Here is a 17,198-nt window from a genome sequence, read left to right on the forward strand (position 1 = left end):
GGGGACCAGGGGGCATGGCATGAGGTACGCCTAGATGCCGCGTGTGCGGTTGCTTACGCTTTTGAGACACTTCCAGAAGAATTCGTCAGCGCACTAGTCAATTCATCGATGGGCATAAGACTTCCTTTTCGCAGGGTTCCCGGGCGACCAAGAAGCCATCGCCGGCTCTTGCTCGCAATTAGCGGGTTGAGAGCCACAGGACCGTCTAACGGCTTTCCGATCAGAAGGAGTTGTGTGGGCGAGAGCGGGAACGCTACCGTGCAGAGGTCTGAACGCTTGGTTTCACGAAACAGAAGCACTGCACCGTCTCCGGTGACGAACTCACCCGGAAGAACCTGCCAAGCCCATGATTCGAGCCCGAGCGCGTTTAAGCGCACCACGTCTTTCATCGACTGGGACAGCAGGAGCCGGTCTGCGGCATTGAACTCGACATCCTCAGTCGTTCCGTTTGTTCTTATGAGGACGGCTGGCGTGCGGACGCCTGTTTGATCGGCATAGCGGCCACGGTCGAGGTACATATCGAGAAAGGCGATCATGGCGGCCAACGTCTCGGCGTCCAACTCCGGGTCTTGACCACGAAGCTTCGCAATGGCCTGCATCCCGTGGCTCTCGATCTTGGAGTATTCCTTCTCGAGATTTCGATTCAGCACGTTCGGTTCATACGCATAGCTGTGAACCGTGGCATTGTTCACCGATGACGGGTAGCCGTGGTTCCGGCCCATGTCGATGACGTCCACCCGGTTGCGCTCGTCAGCCCATGCTCGGATGTACGCCTTAGTCAGGGTATGCGCTCGACGGACTTCTTCTTCAGCCATAGTCGCACCCTATGGCGCACAGCTCTTTTTGCCACGGCCCACAGACGGTTGATTCCGGCCCGGTCCCTTTCGGATGTCCCGTTGGCGTGCCGAAACCCCACCCTGTCCAAACAGAGTTTCCAAGCAGCCCGGGTTTCTGGGACGGCCGGCTAGGCGGTGTCCGATAGACGAGGTGCTCAACCCCCGACGCACCATGCCAAAACGCTGGCCCGAAATCGCCAGATCGTCCCTTCGACCATTGTTCGACGATCCACCGACCGACCGCGATGTTTTACTGATCTGAAGAACGGACCGACCAGGTCCCACACCTTGTCCGGGAGCACATCGCGCAACACCGGCACTCGCTGCGCTCGAGGTCGCTGCGCTCCCGCGCTCCCGCGGTGCCGGCTGCGTCGGCGCTGCCTGGTACCCGGGGCTCCCGACACGCCATAGGCGGTTGATGCCACGGCGTGTGAAAGTCAGAAGAACAAGCCTCGTCAACTCCTTGAAGGTTGCGACGGGCTGACGTCGAAGGCTTGGCTCATTGCGATGGCGACGGAGGGTGCGCTTAAGGGGCGTTGTGACGCGGCGCCCAGACGATCGTCGCGCCGTCAGGGTCTTCGTCGATAATGTCGTCGCTCAGATTCTCTGCGCGTCGAACACCCACCATGTAGTGGCCGCGCGTGCCCGAGTACTCGAGCCGACGAACTGTGAGGCACTGGACCTGATCATCGTTGTTATAGATGATGCCCGACATCGCGTCGATGAGGCCCTTGACAAGGTTGTCGACGTCTTTTTTGACGCGTCCGCCGGCCATGGGGACCACGGCGACGATCGACAGACACACGGGTCCGCTGGGGATCATCGGCATGGATCTGCCACCGTGGCCTTTTGCCAGCTGTGTGGTGACGCCCTCACGGATAGCGACTTTCAGCTTGTTGGCTTGGGCGGACCAGGGGTCAACGTCCACGGGGAAGTGTCGCTCGCGAGGGCCGCAGGTCGGGCAGGCGAATTGAACGAGCCGCGTCGCTTTGCTCGAGGTGGTGGTGTGGACTAGAAAGCCTCGGCTGAGCAAGCGTGTCATACCCAAGGTTGACAGGGCTAGGAGGTCGTCCTGAGCGCGGAGCCAGGACACGACTGCCTTGCGTTGCTCCGTGCTGGGGTCCGCGGGCAGCGGATCGTTGGTGGCGTGCGAGTATGCGCGGAACACAGCCCCGAGTCGTTCCTGGGCAGGCGCTTCGTCAGGCAAGGTGTGGAGCTCGGCATTGATGCCTTCGTTGATCGACACGGTGCGTAGCCTTCTCTCGCGGCGGGGTCAGACTTGCCCTGCCCCCTAACTTTTGATGAGGGCGTGGCCACCATCAGTGACGAGGCGACCTATCCTCGACTTATGACAGAAAAGATAGCTGTATCAGTTGTCCTTAATCGCGACGTCCCGGTCAACGCTTCGCACGGAGTCTGGGTCGTGACGCTCTATGCAGAGAACGGCGAACTGGTCGGAGATCCCATTGTTCTGCCAACGCAGGAGCGCTCATTTCACCCGCACGAAGAAGCGGGGCAGGCGCTGCGCACGCGCGGCTATTTTGTCGGCAATTGGTTCAACGTCGAGGGGGACAGGTGGAATGGGGAGGTCGAGCCGTTCGGGCCGAAGACCACGGTCCATGTCCATTTCCTTCAAGGTCCCCTTCACCTGTCTGGAACCATTGAAGCGTACGGGCTTCCCGATTACGTCAAGCTCGATTCAGGTGACCGTTACCCGCTCTGGCAGCGAATCCCCAACATGGATTCGAAGGGAAGCGCTGACGCGCACTACAGCGAATTTCACGGTCTTGAGTTCCCGGCCGATGCTCCAGTGTGTAGTGACGCGCGGTAGGTGACGCAGACGTTTGTCGCTGCCTTCGTGGCCGAGATCATCGCATCGACGCCTCTCCGGGGGCTCACGGAGCTGCTGTCCACGCGGCTGCAGCATCGCAGCATCGCCTAACCGCGCTGTGTAAGCGAAGGCCCGCGCCTCAGGGGTGTCAACCCCAGAGGGCGCCTACCGTGTGGGTGTACGTCAGCTGGGGCCAGGGGCTCTAGCCCACATGGCTAGAGATTTCTCGTGCCACTGCACAAAGCCTCTTTGCTTGTAGAGACGGATAAGTGCCGGCGTTGCGGCTACCGTCTCGACGATGTGCCCGGCGGGAATGTGGCTCTTGAGGGTTACGGTCGCAGCGAGGAGGGCGCTAGTGCCTTGCATGCGAGGATCACCGGCAAGATACGAGACCTTCCACTGCGGTGCCCGCGGCGGTTTCGTGAGTTCTGTGCCTCTGCTTCCTTTTGAGTGGCTAAAGCCTGCTGCCCGCCGTGCTCGGCGTCGGTCCCGACCGGCCACGCCCAAGCTGATGAGGAACAGGGCGGAGGAGGCAACGATTAAGACCCCGAGGGCGGCAGCAGCCCCGGCGGCGGCGGTCAGGATCCACGGAGACGCACCGGCTTTGACTAGCAAGATCAGGGCTAAGAAGACCAGTGTGACGAAGCCGCCAACCAGCGCGGGACCCCGGAGAATGTTGCGGGCCCGGCTGGCAGGGCGTCTGTCTTCGAGCTGAAGGGCGACCCCAGGTCGCCACCAGAACTGACCCACGAGAATTCCCGCAAGGGTATTGATGAACATCCACGGGACGGCCATCCAGACCAGGTTCTTCTCTAGGCCCTTCGCTGTCGGTTTCCCGTGACGTACAAACGCGAAAGCGAGGAGCTCGGCGATTTGGCCAGCGTGTCTCAAGCGTGCTCGGGAGAGCGGCGCGACTAGAAGAGGTAGCCGCGGGAGTGGACTGGTCTGTGCATGCACATGATGCATTATCGGGTGCCAATCCCTCCGTGCAAGCGCAACGAGTGCCTTGTGCGCCCCGCTCTCGGAGTCACCTAATCAAGCGAAGTGGTGAACCTGCTCCAGTGGACGTTGTCCAGCGCCCCTTCGGGAGTCCCAGCGGGATTTCCATTGCTTTTGGTGGGCAACGTTCCGCGGGCGTCCTGGACAGATGCGCTGTAGCGCGCGATGCCGGCATGAGGGCCTTGGTCAGACATGGTGACGACGATCTCTCGGTTATTCCAGTAGACGCGGTACGTGCGCTCCTCCCACGCTTCGGTGACCTGTGGCATTTGCTGCAAAAGCGAAAGTGTCTCATCCATGCCCCGACCTTATTGGCTGCCACCAGAAATGTGGCCACTGGATGCGACCGAGCGCCGGCTGGCGAAAAACGTGTTTCGTAAGAGGAAGGTCTTGCGGGAACCTGCCGAAGGTGCCCGTCCGATAGGCGGTCGTTCGCCGGGACACCTTCTCGAGCTGCTTTTGGGTCGGCTTCGGTCAAGTGGCGCCTGGCCTGCGGAGTCGCGTATGCCTGTAGTCGAGCTCCATTTGACAGGCCGGCAGCTACTTAGCTGCTGGCCTCTTTGGTTTTCGATGGCCCGACACAGGCGGTAAGTCTTCGGAATTATCGCGCCTCGCCTCGCCTCGCCTCGCCTCGCCTCGCCTCGGCTCAGCGAGGCGACAGCTAGTGCCTACGCAGGCGTCCAGACAGCTGCAGGGCGAGAACAGCTGATCCGGTTCCGGCTTCTACCAGGGTGCCTAGATCACCGGGATCTGCGTCGAGGACGACTGGCGGACAACTTGCCTTCCAGCCAAGCGGCTCCACCGAGAACACTGCCAGCTGTGGCGCTCATGACAAGAGTCACCAACACGAGTTCGGCACTGTTCACGAATGGTCGCAGCCACGATTTTCGTTGCGGTTTGCGTGCCGCTACTTCTTGAGCAAACCAGGTCAAAGTCCGAGCCCCGCTGAGCCACGACGCGAGCTCATTTGCGGCTTCAACTCCGATGCGAGTTGCGGCGCGATCTGAGCGGGCCGCACGCATTCGGCCAACTTCGCCGTTGAGCCAGATCACCAGGACCTCCTCGGACTTGGTGGTGAGCAGCCTCAAATTGGCGGCCGCGAGGGCAAACTCCAGGGCATGGTTGGCCCAGAGCCGGCCGTAAATGGGGCGAGCTTGTCGGCGTGCCACGGCTTCAAGGCTGCGGATGACTTCCCGGACCATCTCGAGGCGCCGCTGCTGGTCAGCTGATCGGGCCTGCCGTCGTCGATCCCACGCCGTCGTCGTCACAGTGACGATGGCGACCGCCAAAGAGCCAGCGGCAAGAATGAACGGGCCCGTTACGTCCACCCCAGCACCGCCTTGTGGGGGAGTGGCAACGACCGGACGGGCGGCACGTGAAGTTGAGCCTGGAGGACTCGAGTCATTCTGAGCACATGGAGCATCTCCATTGCCCGCGCGTCATCACGGGTTGGCTCCTGGGTCGTCTAGGACCGCGTCGATGAGTGCGTCCTGCTCGGCGCCCGCGGGGGCCCCTTCGCTGCCGACGGCGACACCTGCGGCGAGCCCGTCACCCGTCAGGCGGATCAAGCGTGCACGGTCAGGGTCGCCGCACTCGGCTGCGATGAGCCCTTCCCATCGCGCAAGGGCGTCCCGGAACGGGGCCGCGGCGTCGGTGTCGGGCTCGTGGTCGAGACGGTGCGCCTGGGCGAGGGCACGGTAGAGTGCGATGGCTCCCTCCGGCTCCAGGGAGGGCTCGAGCCATGTCCGGGCAGCTCGCCCTTCGGCAGCGCCGGCCTGCACGGCTGCGTCAATCGTCGTGATGGTACTGACGGCGAGCTCGGCCATTAGCGCCGCGCGGGAGGGGAACGGGTCGATGACGTCGGTGTCAGCGAGCCCGGCGGCGGCGGTCGCGTCGTGCGGGTCGGGCACGCTCACCTCGCGGATGGTCAGCGTCTTCGCTGCTTCGAGAATCAGGTCTCTGTGGTCCATGACCGAACAGTAGCCGAAACATACCGTTCGGTCGCTTCCATGAGGCGTCCTAGCGGGAGGGGCCGGTCCGCGCCTCACGACTAATCTGCGCCCCCACAATCACGGCAGGCGATTACGACGGAACTTGGGCACCGGCGTGGCCGGCCCCGCATTGGGTCTCTTTGTGAGCTATCCGGAATATGTCCTCGACTCGGGCCTTGCTTTGGCTGCGGGGGTGAGCGGGGGGTGGCCCATGCGGGTGACACCTCAACGCCAATGAGGATTGTTCGAAATGGCCCCCATTCGAGTGTCACAATCTCTGGCGAGAGTGGCCGTACTGTGCGGTTTGGGGCTGCTGGCGTCAGTGATGACGCGGACTCGGGCCATGGTTTCACCCAGCACAGCCCGGTCCCTCTCGACGAGACGTGTTGGTTTCATACCGATCACACACTCGGGGGTTTCTCATGCGTCTTGCCACCCGTCCATCTCGTCCCGGAACGAGGTTTGCCGCAAGGGCAGCCCTCGTTGGGATCACCTGCGCTGCCCTCGTCGGCGGCGTCGCCCAAACCGCCCAGGCGGCCATCCCGACGGGGCCCACCACCGTCGGGCTCACCGGCCAACGCCCGTCAGCCACTTCCTTGCCCTTCGCCCTCAGCGATCAGGTGCAAGCCTCGGTTGATGTCGTCACCGGCAACCTGCTGCTGTCCACCACGGCACTGTCGCTTCCGGGGGTGAACTCCACGATCCCGATCGGGGCGAGCTACAACTCCCTCGGCTGGCAGACCGGTGCCACAACCACCAGCGCTGCGAACAACTGGGCCTACAGCCTCGCGGGGGCCGGCAGTCTTTCCCTCGTCGGATCGAACATCGTCTACACGGGAGCCGACGGGGTCACGTGGCAGTTCGTGCCCGTTTCCGGTTCGGCGACCGCGTACACGTCTCCAGCTGGGTTCAAGCAGGACCTGACCAAGACTGGAACCACCGGCTACACCCTCACGGACCGGACCTCCCGCCAGGTCGTGACCTTCGACGCTGACGGGAAGGCAACCGCGGTCGCTGACCGCAACGGCAACTCCACGAGCATCGGCTACGCCAGCGGTCAGCCCACCTCCGTGGTGTCGACCGCCGGCCCGACCGCCGCCCGCACCGCGGCACTGGCTTACAGCGGCACCACCTTGACCGTGACGCAGACCGCGAACGCGTCGACCTCGCGATCGGTGAAGTACGTCAAGGACTCCTCCTCGAACCTGACCTCCTTCGTTGATGCCCAGGGCAAGACCACGACCTTCGGGTACTCCGGGCGTGATCTGACGAAGATCACCTCCAACACCGGCGCTGTGACCAACATCAACTACGACGGCACCACCCACAAAGTCGCCCGGGTCGACCAGCTGAACACCACCGCCGGTTCTCCCGGTACCTCGACCACCCGGCTGTCCTACGCGTCGGCCACGCAGACTCTGGTCGCGGGTCCGAACACGGACAGCACGCTGGCGATCACGGCTGTGCCGCGGACGACGTATACAATCAACTCGACCCAGAAGGTCGTGAACAAGGCCGTCGATGCCGCCGGTCGTGAGCGGACGGCGACGTACACCGGCAATGCCGACGTCCTCTCGTCCACGACGGGTGTCGCTGGTGCTACCGGGGCGGGGACCACGACTGGTGCGTATGGCGCCAACGGCGGCAACTCCCGCACCTCGACCACAGGCCCCAACGGGGCTAAGTCGCAGACGACCTACGGATCGACGGCGGCGACGGCGTATCTGCCGGCCTCGACGACCGATGACGCCGGTAACCGGTCCCTGACCACTTTTAACGGTGCCGGGAACGCCCTCGCTAGCTCTGACGCTTCCGGCGCTACGGCGACCTTGACGTACAACACCGACGGCACCGTTGCGACCGCATCTGCCCCGGGTAACGGCAGCAACAAGACCGTCTACGGCTACACCGCCGCCACCAAGCAGCTCGCCAGCATCACCCCCGTCACCGGCACGAGCCTTCAAACCAAGGCCTTCACCTACGACGGCTACGGCCGGCTTGCGTCCCAGACCGATGGGCGCGGCAACACCACCGCCAAGGTGCGCTCCTCCCGGGGCCCAAAGACTGGGCTCTAGGGCTGGTCACTGACCACCAAGACGTCTTGTGGGCCGGAATCGTCTGAATCCCGCTGCGTCGAGATGGCCGATCAACGTAACTCGCACTAGATCGTGAGCGGCGCCGCCGCGGGTATTGAGGGTGCAGGGCTGAACTAGTCGTTTACCTGGCGGGGGTATTAGGAACGCAAGACGAAGAGGATCGACGCGGCCGCAAAGGACCTCATCCAGGCGCTCGAGAAGCACGCGCAGCTGTCTGCCCTGAAGCCAGTGCCGCTGAAGAAGGTGGCTCGGGCCCGTGGAGCTTCGCAATGCGCAGCTGATGGACCTCCAGGACCAACGGAACTAGGCACTTCCGCTAGTGACGGTGGGGGCTCGTACGCTCCGGCCGCGTGGGAGTACGAGGCTCGGGAGAGGCAGCAGCGAAGATTCTGCGCCGGCCGATCCCAACGCACCCGCTTGCGGTGCCGCCGGCACCGGGACAGTTCGGTGTGTGGCAAGTCCGCCGGGTGCGCTCTGCGCCCCTTGGCTACGTCCTCTCGCGCCCCGAGCTGGCCGGCATTGCCTACCACTGCTACGCCCACGGGCGAGACGATGCCAGCGGCCGGCCCTGGCTACGACGAGAGGGCAGCCTGAACAGCGCCGTCGTGTGGATGATCCAGCACGAGGCCGAGCAGTCGGCCCTCACGGGCCGGCTGCACCCCCGAGCCGGACGAGTGGCCGTCGTGACCGCGGGTAGCGCCCGGTCATGAGCTGGTTCGTCAGGCACCGCCCCAAGGGCGACACGAGTGCCGAGGCCGTCGCCGTCGAGACAGGCGCCTCGACGCCGGCCGACGCGATCGACCAGGTGCGCGCCACGCTCCCTGAGGATCGCATCGTGACCTCGGTCGCTCCCTACTGAGCCCGAGAGAGCCGTCAGGGGCCGCGCGTAGCTTTGGCTCCGGTCAGCTTCCCCCCGAGCTGGCTGAGAGCTGCCGGGCGGTCCCTAATCCGCTAGGCAGCAGCAGCCCCCGCATTCCGGTTCCCCCCAGCCGGGCGGGGGCTTCTTCGTGCGCGCAGACCGTTCTCGAGTCCGGTGCCGGCCCAGGGGAACGGCCCGCTACACGGTCCGGGGGAGTCGCTGCGCTCCCGGGGAGCCGCTGTGCGGCGCTCAATGCCCTTCGGGCACCGCATTTTGCCGTGAAGCCTTCGGCGGCTCGGTCGCTGCGCTCCCTCGTAGCCACCTCCGGGTCTCCCCTCAAGTGGCTGCGCCACCGGCTCCTCCGAGATTTTCGGCACGCGGTCGCGGGGCTCCCTTATTTCGCGCCGAAATTCTCTCCTCTGCCGCCCTTCGGGTTGCACTGCGCCCTCCGGTCGCTAAGGCGGAAAACCGCCTTCACGGCAAAAAACGAGAGGGAGAGGAAGCAAATGCAGAAGCAGCAGATCACCACCGTGACCACGCTCGTTCCGGTCACAGGTGTGGGCGAGTTGCAGCGCCAGCTCCGCAAGTTGGGCGAGGGCGACTCGGACCTTTCGACGTTCGCGCGGAAGGGGTGGGAACTCGCCCACACGGCGACCATCACCGGCCCGAGGTCGTGACGTTCGTCGACACCCTCACCCGCACCGACAGCGAGTGACACAGGACGGGAGGGACCTATTCGAACCAGGCCCCTCCCGCTCCACCCATCATCACCGATCAGAGCGGGGCGGCCATCTGGAGGCGGCGACCGAGGCGGTCCAGGCTGAGCCGCGCCTCCTCGTCGATGAGCGAGCGGTGGAACGGCGTCGTCGGCTCCTCCGCCGCGAAGCCGGCCGTCTCGTAGAAGGGGGCGTTCCACGGGACGTCGGCGTACGTGCGCAGCGTCATCCGCTTGTGGCCGCGCTGCCGGGCGTGGTCCTTCGCGGCGTCGAGCAGCCTCCGGCCCAGCCCGCGGCGCGCGTGGGCCGGCCCGACCGAGAGCTGCTCGAGGTGGCACACGCCGCCGGCCTCGAGCACGTGGGCGAAGCCGGCGACTTCACCGGGCGGCAGCTCGACCACGAGCACGAAGCCGGGCTCGGCGAGCCGGGTGCTGCCGGCCGGGGCCGGGGGCCACGCGTCGGGCTGCAGCAAGTCGGTCAGGAGCCGGTCCGCCTCGTTCTCGATCGCCTCGAGCGCACTCGCGTCGTCGGGCCGGGCGAGTCGGATGCGGGGGTCCATTCGACGAATCTACGAGCAGATCGGGCCGGCGACAGCCGTCGGCCTCGACGCGCCCGGCCCGCGGGGGCACACTGAGGCGGTGATCTACTACGTCGCCCCGCTGGTGCTCGGAGCATCGTTCGTCGGGCTCTGCCTCGTCCTCCGCGCCGAGCAACGCGGTCGTCGCGGCAAGTAGATGCCGTCTGCGCAGGCCCTCAGCGAGGCCGATCGCCGCGTCGTCGCCGCGTGGGCGGCGGACTGCGCGGAACGCGTCCTGCCCCTGTTCGAGGCCGAGGTCCCGGGCGACGACCGCGCCCGGGACGGCATCGAGCGCACCCGGTCCTTCGCTCGCGGCGAGCTCGACGCGGCCGGCGAGATCCGCCGGCGCTTCGCCGCCGGTCGAGCAGCCGCCGCGGCGACGTCACCGGCGGGGAAGGCGGCCGCCCGGGCAGCCGGCCAGGCCTCCGGCGTCGCCCACATGGGAGCACACGCCCTCGGTGCCGCCGCCTACGCCGCCCAGGCCGCCGAGCTGGCCGCCCCCGGGCAGGGCGGCGCCGCCGAGCTCGCCTGGCAGCTGGCGAGCATGAGCCAGCCCGTCGCGGACGCCCTCCGCCAGCTGCCGTCGCTGGGCGAGGACTCCTCCGGCCCCCTCGGCCCCGGCTTGCTCACCACCGGCCTGCTCGGCCCGCACATCCGCCGTCTCCAGTCAGCCCTCCAGCCCTCCGGAGGCGCCTGATCAGCCCTGACGCCGCGTCCAGACCCGCTCGGTGCGGCCCGCCGCGAGTGCTCCGAGCACCGTCGCCACGACGACGTACCCCGTGGCCGACCCGACCAGGTGGCTGACCATCAGGGCTCCGAGGCCGGCGCAGGCTCCGGCGACGACGCCTCCGACGGTCGCCATCGTGGCGGTGCGGACGGCGAGGGACGAGCCCTCGATCGACTCCCGCACGTACAGGCACGCCCCCGCGGCGAGAAGCCCGACGATCGGCCCGACCAGCAGGCCGACGAAGCCCGCGATGATCGCGAACACGATGGGGAGCCCCGCCTGCCCCGGGGCGAGGACGGCGGAGTCGGCCCCGGCCTGCAGTCCGACGAGCAAGCCGACGAAGCCCGTTACGGCGCCGACGAGCACGCCCTGTCCGGCGCCCCGTTTGAGGAAGGTGGCGACGATGGTCGGCCGCCGACCCGTCGGGGCCGGCTCCGATCCCGTCGGTGCCGCCGCCTCCTCGACGTGGTCGTCGGATGCGCTCGTCTCGTCCATCAGTCCCCCCGGCCTGTCGTCCGTCACGCTACTGGTCACGGGCGTCCGTCGGTCAGCCGGCCAGCGCCTCCCACACCGCGTCGTACGCCGGGGTCGGCTCGCCGTCGTCGAACAGGAGGTCGTGGCCCTGCTGCAGGCCGTCGTCGTCGACGAAGAAGTCGTAGCGGTCGTCCACTCCCCACGTCGTGTACGAGACGCACGTCTCCGAGCGGAGGCAGGCCCCGGCGACCGTGGCGAACTGCTCCGCCTGCGCGTCCTCGCCCTCGGCGTCGGTGACGTCGTTCTCGGAGATGCGGACGAGCAGGCCTGCGTCCTCGAAGGCGGCGAACGTCGTGGCGAGGTCGTCGGCCGAGATCGCGTCGGTGCCGAGGTCGTAGACGTGGGCCTGCAGGCCTACCCCGTCGATGTGCCCGCCCTGCGCGTTCGTGTCGAGGGCGAGCTGGCGCAGGGCGTCCTGACGCGGCCCCGGCACGTCGGCCCCGTTCTCGTTGATGAACTGCCTGACCTCCGGGTCGGCGTCGTGGACCGCCTGCGAGACGACCACCGGGTAGCCCTGGCCGAAGACGCGCCTCCACACGTTGTCTTGCAGGTCGGTGCCCTGGTCGACGTCGAACGGCTCGTTGACGACGTCGAGCGAGTCGAGCCGGCCCCGGAAGTGCGTCACGACGGTCGATACGTAGTCGAGTAGCGCCTCGGCACTGGCCTGACGGTCGGCGTCGGTGTCGGTGGGGAGCTCCCGCATCCAGCGGGGCATCGCCTCGGTGAAGGCGATGGTGTGGCCGTGGACCGCGATGCCCTTGCTCTCGGCGAGGTCGAGGAGGGCGTCGGCCTCCTCGAAGTGGTACTCGCCCTGCCGGGGGGAGAGCGCCTGCGCCTTCATCGCGTTCTCGGGGGTGAGGGCGCCGAACTCGCCGACGAACGCGTCTGCGTAGTCCTCGTCGGAGGCGAGCGGGCCGAGGGCGACGGCCGCGCCGACGAGGAAGTCCGGGCGCGTGCGGGCGGCGAGGGCCTGCAGGCCGTCGGGGGAGGGGCCGGCGTCGGCGGCCACGGGGCCGGCGGTTGCCAGGGCGGACCCCGGCGCCGAGGCCGTGAGCCCGTCGACCGTGAACGACCCGTCGGCGCTCGACAGCCCCAGCCACAGCTCGCCCGACTCGAAGACGTCGCCGAGGGGGAGGGTCGCCACGGTCGTGTCGTCGCTCGCGATCTCGAGCTGGTCGCCCTGGCGGTGAACGGACAGCTCGGCCTCGGGGTCGTCGAGCGTCACGTGCTCGTCCTCCGCGGGCCGGGGGTCGATGACGTCCTGCGGAGGAGACCCGTCGAAGACCGCGACGCCGAGGTCGTCGCCGCGGAGGGTGAGCCGGAGCCCCGCGGGCTCGAGCCGGAACTCGTCGGCGATCACGGGCGGGCTGTCGAGGACGGCCAGGGTGGCGTCGGCGGTCACGTCCGAGAAGGAGGCGCGGAGCGAGAAGTCCCCCACGCCCACCAGGTGCGTCCCCGCGAGGTCGACCGGCGGGTCGGGCTGGCCGCCGCCGCCGTCCTGCTCGACGATGCTGCGGCCGGTCGCCGTCACCCGCAGCTCGGCGCCGTCGGGGGTGACGCCCGGGACGTGCTGCCAGTCCTGCTGGAGGAGGTCGATGACGGTCTCGGGCTCGTCCGACCCGTTCGGCCTGTCGGGCTCGGTCGTCGACGTGCAGCCGGTGAGGGCGAGGAGGAGGGCGACCATCGCGCTCGTGACCGGGAGCGTCCTCGGCCGCGTGGCTCGCCGAGACGTCGTGCTGCTCATTCCGCACACGGTACAGAAGCGCGCCTCCGCGGGTCGGCTGTCGTCGGAGCTGAAGGTCGGTGGGCCGAGCACCCCTCGGTCGGCCGCGTCCGCTCGGGGGATGAGGCGCGTCGTCACGGCGGCCGATGCGGTGCGCGGGCGACCCGGCTCAGGATGAGACGGTGCATCCCGCCCGCGACACGACCTCCGACGCCTCTGTCGGCTCCGTCGCCGACGAGCGGCCGTCGTGGTCGCTGAGGGTCCTCGTGGGCACGGCCGCCGTCTGCGGCCTCGTCTTCGCGTTCTTGGCGCTCGCCGCCAGGGACCGGTCCTACCTCGTGTTCTCCCTCGACGATACGCGTCTGCTGCTGCTGTCTGGGGTCGTCGGCGGGGCCTCGTCCGGCCTCGCGGCCCTCGTCGCGGATGCGCGGCGGCGGTCCCGCTCCCCGCACACGGCCCTGAGCCGGGCCCGCAGCTACGCGCTCCGGGCGGTGCTGGCGCTCGCGTCGCTCGTGGCCGTGCCGTTCGCCTGGCTGGTCCTCGTCTTCTCCGGAGCGGTGCAGTACACCTCCCTCGGGGTGATCGACGGCCGCGAGTACGTCGCGCGGGAGGTGACGTTCGACGAGTCGAGCATCACCCTCTACGAGCGCCACGGCCTCGAGATCAAGCCGCTCCGGACGGGCGGTGCGTCGATGGCGGACGGCACTCCCTTCGCGGACGGCGACGTCGTCGTCTCGCGGGCAGGGGAGACGGTCGAGGTCGCCCTGCCGGCCGGCCAGATCACCTTCGTCCCCGGGCTGCTCGACGACCGGTAGGGGGTCGTCCGGCGCTGGACCCTCTCGAGCGAGGTCCGGCACTGCGGCCGAGCACCCGCCCGGCAGCCCGCCCGGCAGCCCGCCCGCGGCGTAGCGTCGCAGGTCGTCACGCGAGGGAGCACAACATGAAGGTCGTCATCACCGGGTCACGCGGCAAGGTCGGCCGCGCCGCCGTGCAGCGGTTCGTCGACGCGGGGCACGACGTGCTCGGGGTCGACCTCGTGCGGCCCGTCTTCGACGCGGGCGCGGTCGTGCCGGGCCGCTACATGATGGCCGACCTCACGGACGCGGGCTCGGCCTACGCCGTCGTCGCCGGCGCGGACGTCGTCGTCCACGTCGCGGCGATCCCGCAGCCGACCGCGAACCCGGCGCACGTCGTCTTCCAGACGAACCTCATGTCGACCTTCAACCTGGTGGAGGCGGCGGTCCGGTTCGGCGTGCCCCGCTTCGTCAACGTCTCCAGCGAGAGCATCGTCGGCAACTTCTTCCCCGAGCGGCCGTTCCTGCCCGACTACGTGCCGGTCGACGAGGAGCACCCGCTCCACCCGCAAGACCCCTACGCCCTCTCGAAGGCCTTCGGCGAGCAGTTGATGGACGCCGCCGTGCGGCGCTCCGACCTGCGCGCGATCTCGATCCGTCCGAGCACGGTGCACGACGACAGCAACTACGAGGAGAACCTCGGCCCGCAGGTGCGCGAGGCGTCGCCCGACAGTGCGAACTTCGGCAGCTACATCGACGCCGACGACCTCGCCGACGCCCTGTTGCTCGCCGCGGAGTCCGACCTGCCCGGCCACGAGGTCTTCTACATCGCCGCCGCCGACAACGCGGGCGGCCACGACTTCGCCGCGACCCTGCGCGAGCACCACGGCGACCAGGTCGAGCTGCGCGAGCTCGACCGCGTCGACTCGTCGGGCATCTCGACGGGGAAGGCCGAGCGCTTGCTGGGCTGGACGGCGAAGCGCTCGTGGCGCGACCACCTCGACGCCGACGGGCGCCGGCTGGCGCGCGACTGAGGTCGCGCCTCGTCGCTCAGCTCCGACGCGACCCGGCCTCACGCCTCCGCGCGCTCGCCCCCCGGCGCCTGCAGCCCCACGGCCGGCAGCACGACCCCGTCGATGAGGCCGAGCAAGAAGGCCCGGTCGACCGGCTGCTTCATGATCAGCGTGCGGTAGGCGACCATCGACGGCGAGATGAGCGCGAGCCCCTCGACGTCGACGTCGGCCGAGATCTCGCCGCGGTCGATCGCCCGCTGCAGCAGTCGACGGTTGATCTCGACGCGCGGCTCGACGATCGCGGTGTTGACCGCCGCCGCGAGCTCGGGGCTGTGGGCGAGCAGCGAGACGATGCCCGCCATGACCTTGAGCTTCTTCTCGTTGTCCTGGATCGAGTGCGGCCGGATCATCGCCACGAGGTCGCCGCGCAGCGTGCCCGTGTCGGGCAGCGAGGCGGTGCTCCCGGGCCCGGGCGCCGCCTTCATGCACGCGACGGCGTCGATCACGAGGTCGCTCTTCGACGCCCAGCGCCGGTAGAGCGTGGCCTTGCCGGCCTTCGCCCGCGTCGCCACCATCTCGATGGTCATCCGGTCGTAGCCGGTCTCGGCGAGCACGTCGATCGCTGCCTGGAGGATCTCGGGGTCACGGGAGTGGTCGCGCTTGCGGCCCAGCTTCACCGGCGCCAGCTCGGGCACGGCGTCGGGCGCCAGCTCGGGCGCAGCGTCGCGCCCCGAGTCGTGCATGACCGCCGCGGTCGGTTCGACATGCGTCATCGCCTGCCCCTTTCGTCGACCGCCCCATTCTAGGCCGCCCATTCCGAAACTGGGTAGTTCCGAAACTGGGAGGAACCGTATAGAGTCCCCCGCATGTCCTCGATCTCACCTGCCACGAGCGGCCGTCCCGCCGTGGCGTCCCGCCGCTGGTGGACCCTCACCACCGTCGCCCTGGCCCAGCTCATGGTCGTGCTCGACTCCACCGTCGTGAACATCGCCCTGCCGAGCGCCCAGGCCGACCTGGGCTTCTCCGACGGCGACCGGCAGTGGATCATCACCGCCTACTCCCTCGCCTTCGGCAGCCTCCTGCTCCTCGGCGGCCGCCTCTCCGACCTCATGGGCCGCAAGCGCACCTTCGTCATCGGCCTCGTCGGCTTCGCCCTCGCCTCCGCCCTCGGCGGCGCGGCGGGCAGCTTCGGCCTGCTCGTCGCCGCCCGGGCGCTGCAGGGCGCGTTCGGCGCGCTGCTCGCCCCGACGGCCCTCGCCGTCCTCACGACCACCTTCACCGTCCCGAAGGAGCGCGCCCGCGCGTTCGGCATCTTCGGCGCCATCGCCGGGGCCGGAGGCGCGATCGGGCTCCTGCTCGGAGGCGTCCTCACCGAGAACTTCGACTGGCGCTGGAACCTCTACATCAACGTCGTCATCGCGATCGTCGCCGTCGTGGGCGCCGTGCTCTTCCTCCACACCGCGCCGCGTCAGGGCCCCCGCCCGAAGCTCGACGTGCCCGGCACGATCCTCGTCTCGGCCGCCCTCTTCTCGCTCGTCTACGGGTTCTCGAACGCCGAGACCGAGGGCTGGGACTCGCCGCTCACGTGGGGCTTCCTCACCGCCGCGGCCGTCCTGCTCGCCGCGTTCGTCGTCTGGCAGCGCCGCGCGACGCACGCGCTCCTGCCGCTCGGCGTGATCCTCGACCGCAACCGCGGCGCGGCCTACCTGTCGGTGACGATCGCCGGCGCGGGCATGTTCGGCATCTTCCTCTTCGTCACGTACTACCTGCAGACCTCGCTCGGCTACACGCCGATCCAGACGGGCGTCTCGTTCCTGCCGATGATCGGCATGCTCGTGCTGGCCGCCCAGCTGTCGACGAACATCTTCGTGCCGCGCTTCGGGCCGAAGGTCATGGTGCCGTTCGGCATGGTGCTCGGCGCGTCGGGCATGCTCTACCTCACCCGCCTCGGGCTCGACAGCACCTACGCCCACGACGTCCTGCCCGCGCTCATGGTGCTCGGCTTCGGCATGGGCTCGATCATGCCCGCGTCGATCCAGACCGCCACCCTCGGCGTCGACCGCGGCCACGCCGGGGTCGCCTCGGCCATGGTCAACACCGGCCAGCAGGTCGGCGGGTCGATCGGCACGGCGCTGCTCAACACCCTCGCCGCCACGGCCACGACGGGCTACCTGGCGTCGCACCTGCCCGCCGACGCCCGCACGGCTGCCGAGGCGGCGGTGCACGGCTACGCCACGGCCTACCTCTACGGAGCGGGCTTCTTCGCGCTCGGCGCCGTCCTCGCCGTGACCCTCTTTCGCACCAAGGCCGACACCCGGGCCCGGGCCGAGGCCGCCGCGGGCGCCCAGCCGGTCGGCGACCCCGACTCGGCCGTGCCCGAGCCGGTCGTCGCGCACTAGCCGCCGGTCGGCGCCCGCAGCACCCGCGTCGTCACGGACGAAGCCCCCGTCGACGACCGCGAGAGCGGCGTCGGCGGGGGCTCCGTGCGCGGCGGGGCCGGCG

17 protein-coding genes are annotated in these 17,198 nt (G+C 68.4%); 8 read left to right on the plus strand and 9 right to left on the minus strand.

What is annotated here, in order from left to right:
- Positions 1-53: 53 nt before the first annotated feature.
- Complete coding sequence (locus tag EDF38_RS15475; RefSeq protein ID WP_123356919.1) at positions 54-815, minus strand: DUF4238 domain-containing protein; 762 nt, start codon at positions 813-815, stop codon at positions 54-56.
- 547 nt (positions 816-1,362) lie between these two features.
- Complete coding sequence (locus EDF38_RS15480; protein ID WP_148061520.1) at positions 1,363-2,082, minus strand: RusA family crossover junction endodeoxyribonuclease; 720 nt, start codon at positions 2,080-2,082, stop codon at positions 1,363-1,365.
- Positions 2,083-2,145: 63 nt separating this feature from the next.
- Here EDF38_RS15480 and EDF38_RS15760 point away from each other — a divergent pair, with 63 nt between their 5' ends.
- Positions 2,146-2,667: a hypothetical protein gene (locus EDF38_RS15760; RefSeq protein WP_148061521.1), complete on the plus strand. Its 522-nt coding sequence runs from the start codon at positions 2,146-2,148 to the stop codon at positions 2,665-2,667.
- Positions 2,668-3,698: 1,031 nt separating this feature from the next.
- Here EDF38_RS15760 and EDF38_RS15765 read toward each other — a convergent pair.
- The 3 genes from EDF38_RS15765 to EDF38_RS15485 all read right to left on the minus strand — a co-directional run bounded on the left by EDF38_RS15765 (position 3,699) and on the right by EDF38_RS15485 (position 5,636).
- Positions 3,699-3,965, minus strand: a complete 267-nt coding sequence (locus EDF38_RS15765; RefSeq protein WP_148061522.1) for a hypothetical protein — start codon at positions 3,963-3,965, stop codon at positions 3,699-3,701.
- A gap of 441 nt (positions 3,966-4,406) precedes the next feature.
- The gene (locus tag EDF38_RS15770; RefSeq protein WP_148061523.1) at positions 4,407-4,994 is read right to left on the minus strand and encodes a hypothetical protein; all 588 of its coding nucleotides are present in this window, start codon (positions 4,992-4,994) and stop codon (positions 4,407-4,409) included.
- A gap of 114 nt (positions 4,995-5,108) precedes the next feature.
- Complete coding sequence (locus EDF38_RS15485; protein ID WP_123356923.1) at positions 5,109-5,636, minus strand: hypothetical protein; 528 nt, start codon at positions 5,634-5,636, stop codon at positions 5,109-5,111.
- 443 nt (positions 5,637-6,079) lie between these two features.
- On the opposite strand from EDF38_RS15485, the gene EDF38_RS15490 reads away from it, so the two are divergent.
- From EDF38_RS15490 to EDF38_RS16005, 3 genes are all read left to right on the plus strand, one after another.
- Positions 6,080-7,732: a hypothetical protein gene (locus EDF38_RS15490; RefSeq protein WP_123356924.1), complete on the plus strand. Its 1,653-nt coding sequence runs from the start codon at positions 6,080-6,082 to the stop codon at positions 7,730-7,732.
- Positions 7,733-8,459: 727 nt separating this feature from the next.
- A complete protein-coding gene (locus EDF38_RS16000; RefSeq protein ID WP_158613406.1) occupies positions 8,460-8,612 on the plus strand; it encodes a hypothetical protein in 153 nt (50 codons plus the stop codon).
- A gap of 506 nt (positions 8,613-9,118) precedes the next feature.
- On the plus strand, positions 9,119-9,289 hold the full coding sequence (locus EDF38_RS16005; protein WP_158613407.1) for a hypothetical protein: 171 nt from the start codon (positions 9,119-9,121) through the stop codon (positions 9,287-9,289).
- Positions 9,290-9,386: 97 nt separating this feature from the next.
- On the opposite strand, the gene EDF38_RS15495 is transcribed toward EDF38_RS16005, so the two are convergent.
- Positions 9,387-9,887, minus strand: coding sequence for a GNAT family N-acetyltransferase (locus EDF38_RS15495; RefSeq protein WP_123356926.1), 501 nt, complete (start codon positions 9,885-9,887; stop codon positions 9,387-9,389).
- A 175-nt stretch (positions 9,888-10,062) separates the two neighbouring features.
- On the opposite strand from EDF38_RS15495, the gene EDF38_RS15500 reads away from it, so the two are divergent.
- Positions 10,063-10,602 carry a putative immunity protein gene (locus EDF38_RS15500; RefSeq protein WP_123356928.1) on the plus strand — a complete coding sequence of 180 codons (540 nt, stop codon included), beginning with the start codon at positions 10,063-10,065 and terminating at the stop codon, positions 10,600-10,602.
- On the opposite strand, the gene EDF38_RS15505 is transcribed toward EDF38_RS15500, so the two are convergent.
- Together EDF38_RS15505 and EDF38_RS15510 are read right to left on the minus strand one after the other, a co-directional pair.
- Complete coding sequence (locus EDF38_RS15505) at positions 10,603-11,127, minus strand: hypothetical protein (protein WP_123356930.1); 525 nt, start codon at positions 11,125-11,127, stop codon at positions 10,603-10,605.
- A gap of 52 nt (positions 11,128-11,179) precedes the next feature.
- Positions 11,180-12,910, minus strand: a complete 1,731-nt coding sequence (locus EDF38_RS15510) for an endo-1,4-beta-xylanase (protein ID WP_123356932.1) — start codon at positions 12,908-12,910, stop codon at positions 11,180-11,182.
- 161 nt (positions 12,911-13,071) lie between these two features.
- Between EDF38_RS15510 and EDF38_RS15515 the strand changes: the two genes are divergently transcribed.
- Positions 13,072-13,704 carry a hypothetical protein gene (locus tag EDF38_RS15515; protein WP_123356934.1) on the plus strand — a complete coding sequence of 211 codons (633 nt, stop codon included), beginning with the start codon at positions 13,072-13,074 and terminating at the stop codon, positions 13,702-13,704.
- A 125-nt stretch (positions 13,705-13,829) separates the two neighbouring features.
- Positions 13,830-14,717, plus strand: coding sequence for an NAD(P)-dependent oxidoreductase (locus tag EDF38_RS15520; RefSeq protein WP_123356936.1), 888 nt, complete (start codon positions 13,830-13,832; stop codon positions 14,715-14,717).
- Between the two features lie 38 nt (positions 14,718-14,755).
- On the opposite strand, the gene EDF38_RS15525 is transcribed toward EDF38_RS15520, so the two are convergent.
- The gene (locus EDF38_RS15525) at positions 14,756-15,469 is read right to left on the minus strand and encodes a TetR/AcrR family transcriptional regulator (RefSeq protein WP_233572496.1); all 714 of its coding nucleotides are present in this window, start codon (positions 15,467-15,469) and stop codon (positions 14,756-14,758) included.
- Between the two features lie 93 nt (positions 15,470-15,562).
- Between EDF38_RS15525 and EDF38_RS15530 the strand changes: the two genes are divergently transcribed.
- Positions 15,563-17,095 (plus strand): MFS transporter, encoded by a 1,533-nt coding sequence (locus EDF38_RS15530; protein ID WP_123356938.1) that lies wholly within the window; start codon positions 15,563-15,565, stop codon positions 17,093-17,095.
- The last annotated feature ends 103 nt before the right edge of the window (positions 17,096-17,198 follow it).

The organism is Frigoribacterium sp. PhB160, from assembly GCF_003751785.1.
Taxonomy (GTDB): domain Bacteria; phylum Actinomycetota; class Actinomycetes; order Actinomycetales; family Microbacteriaceae; genus Frigoribacterium.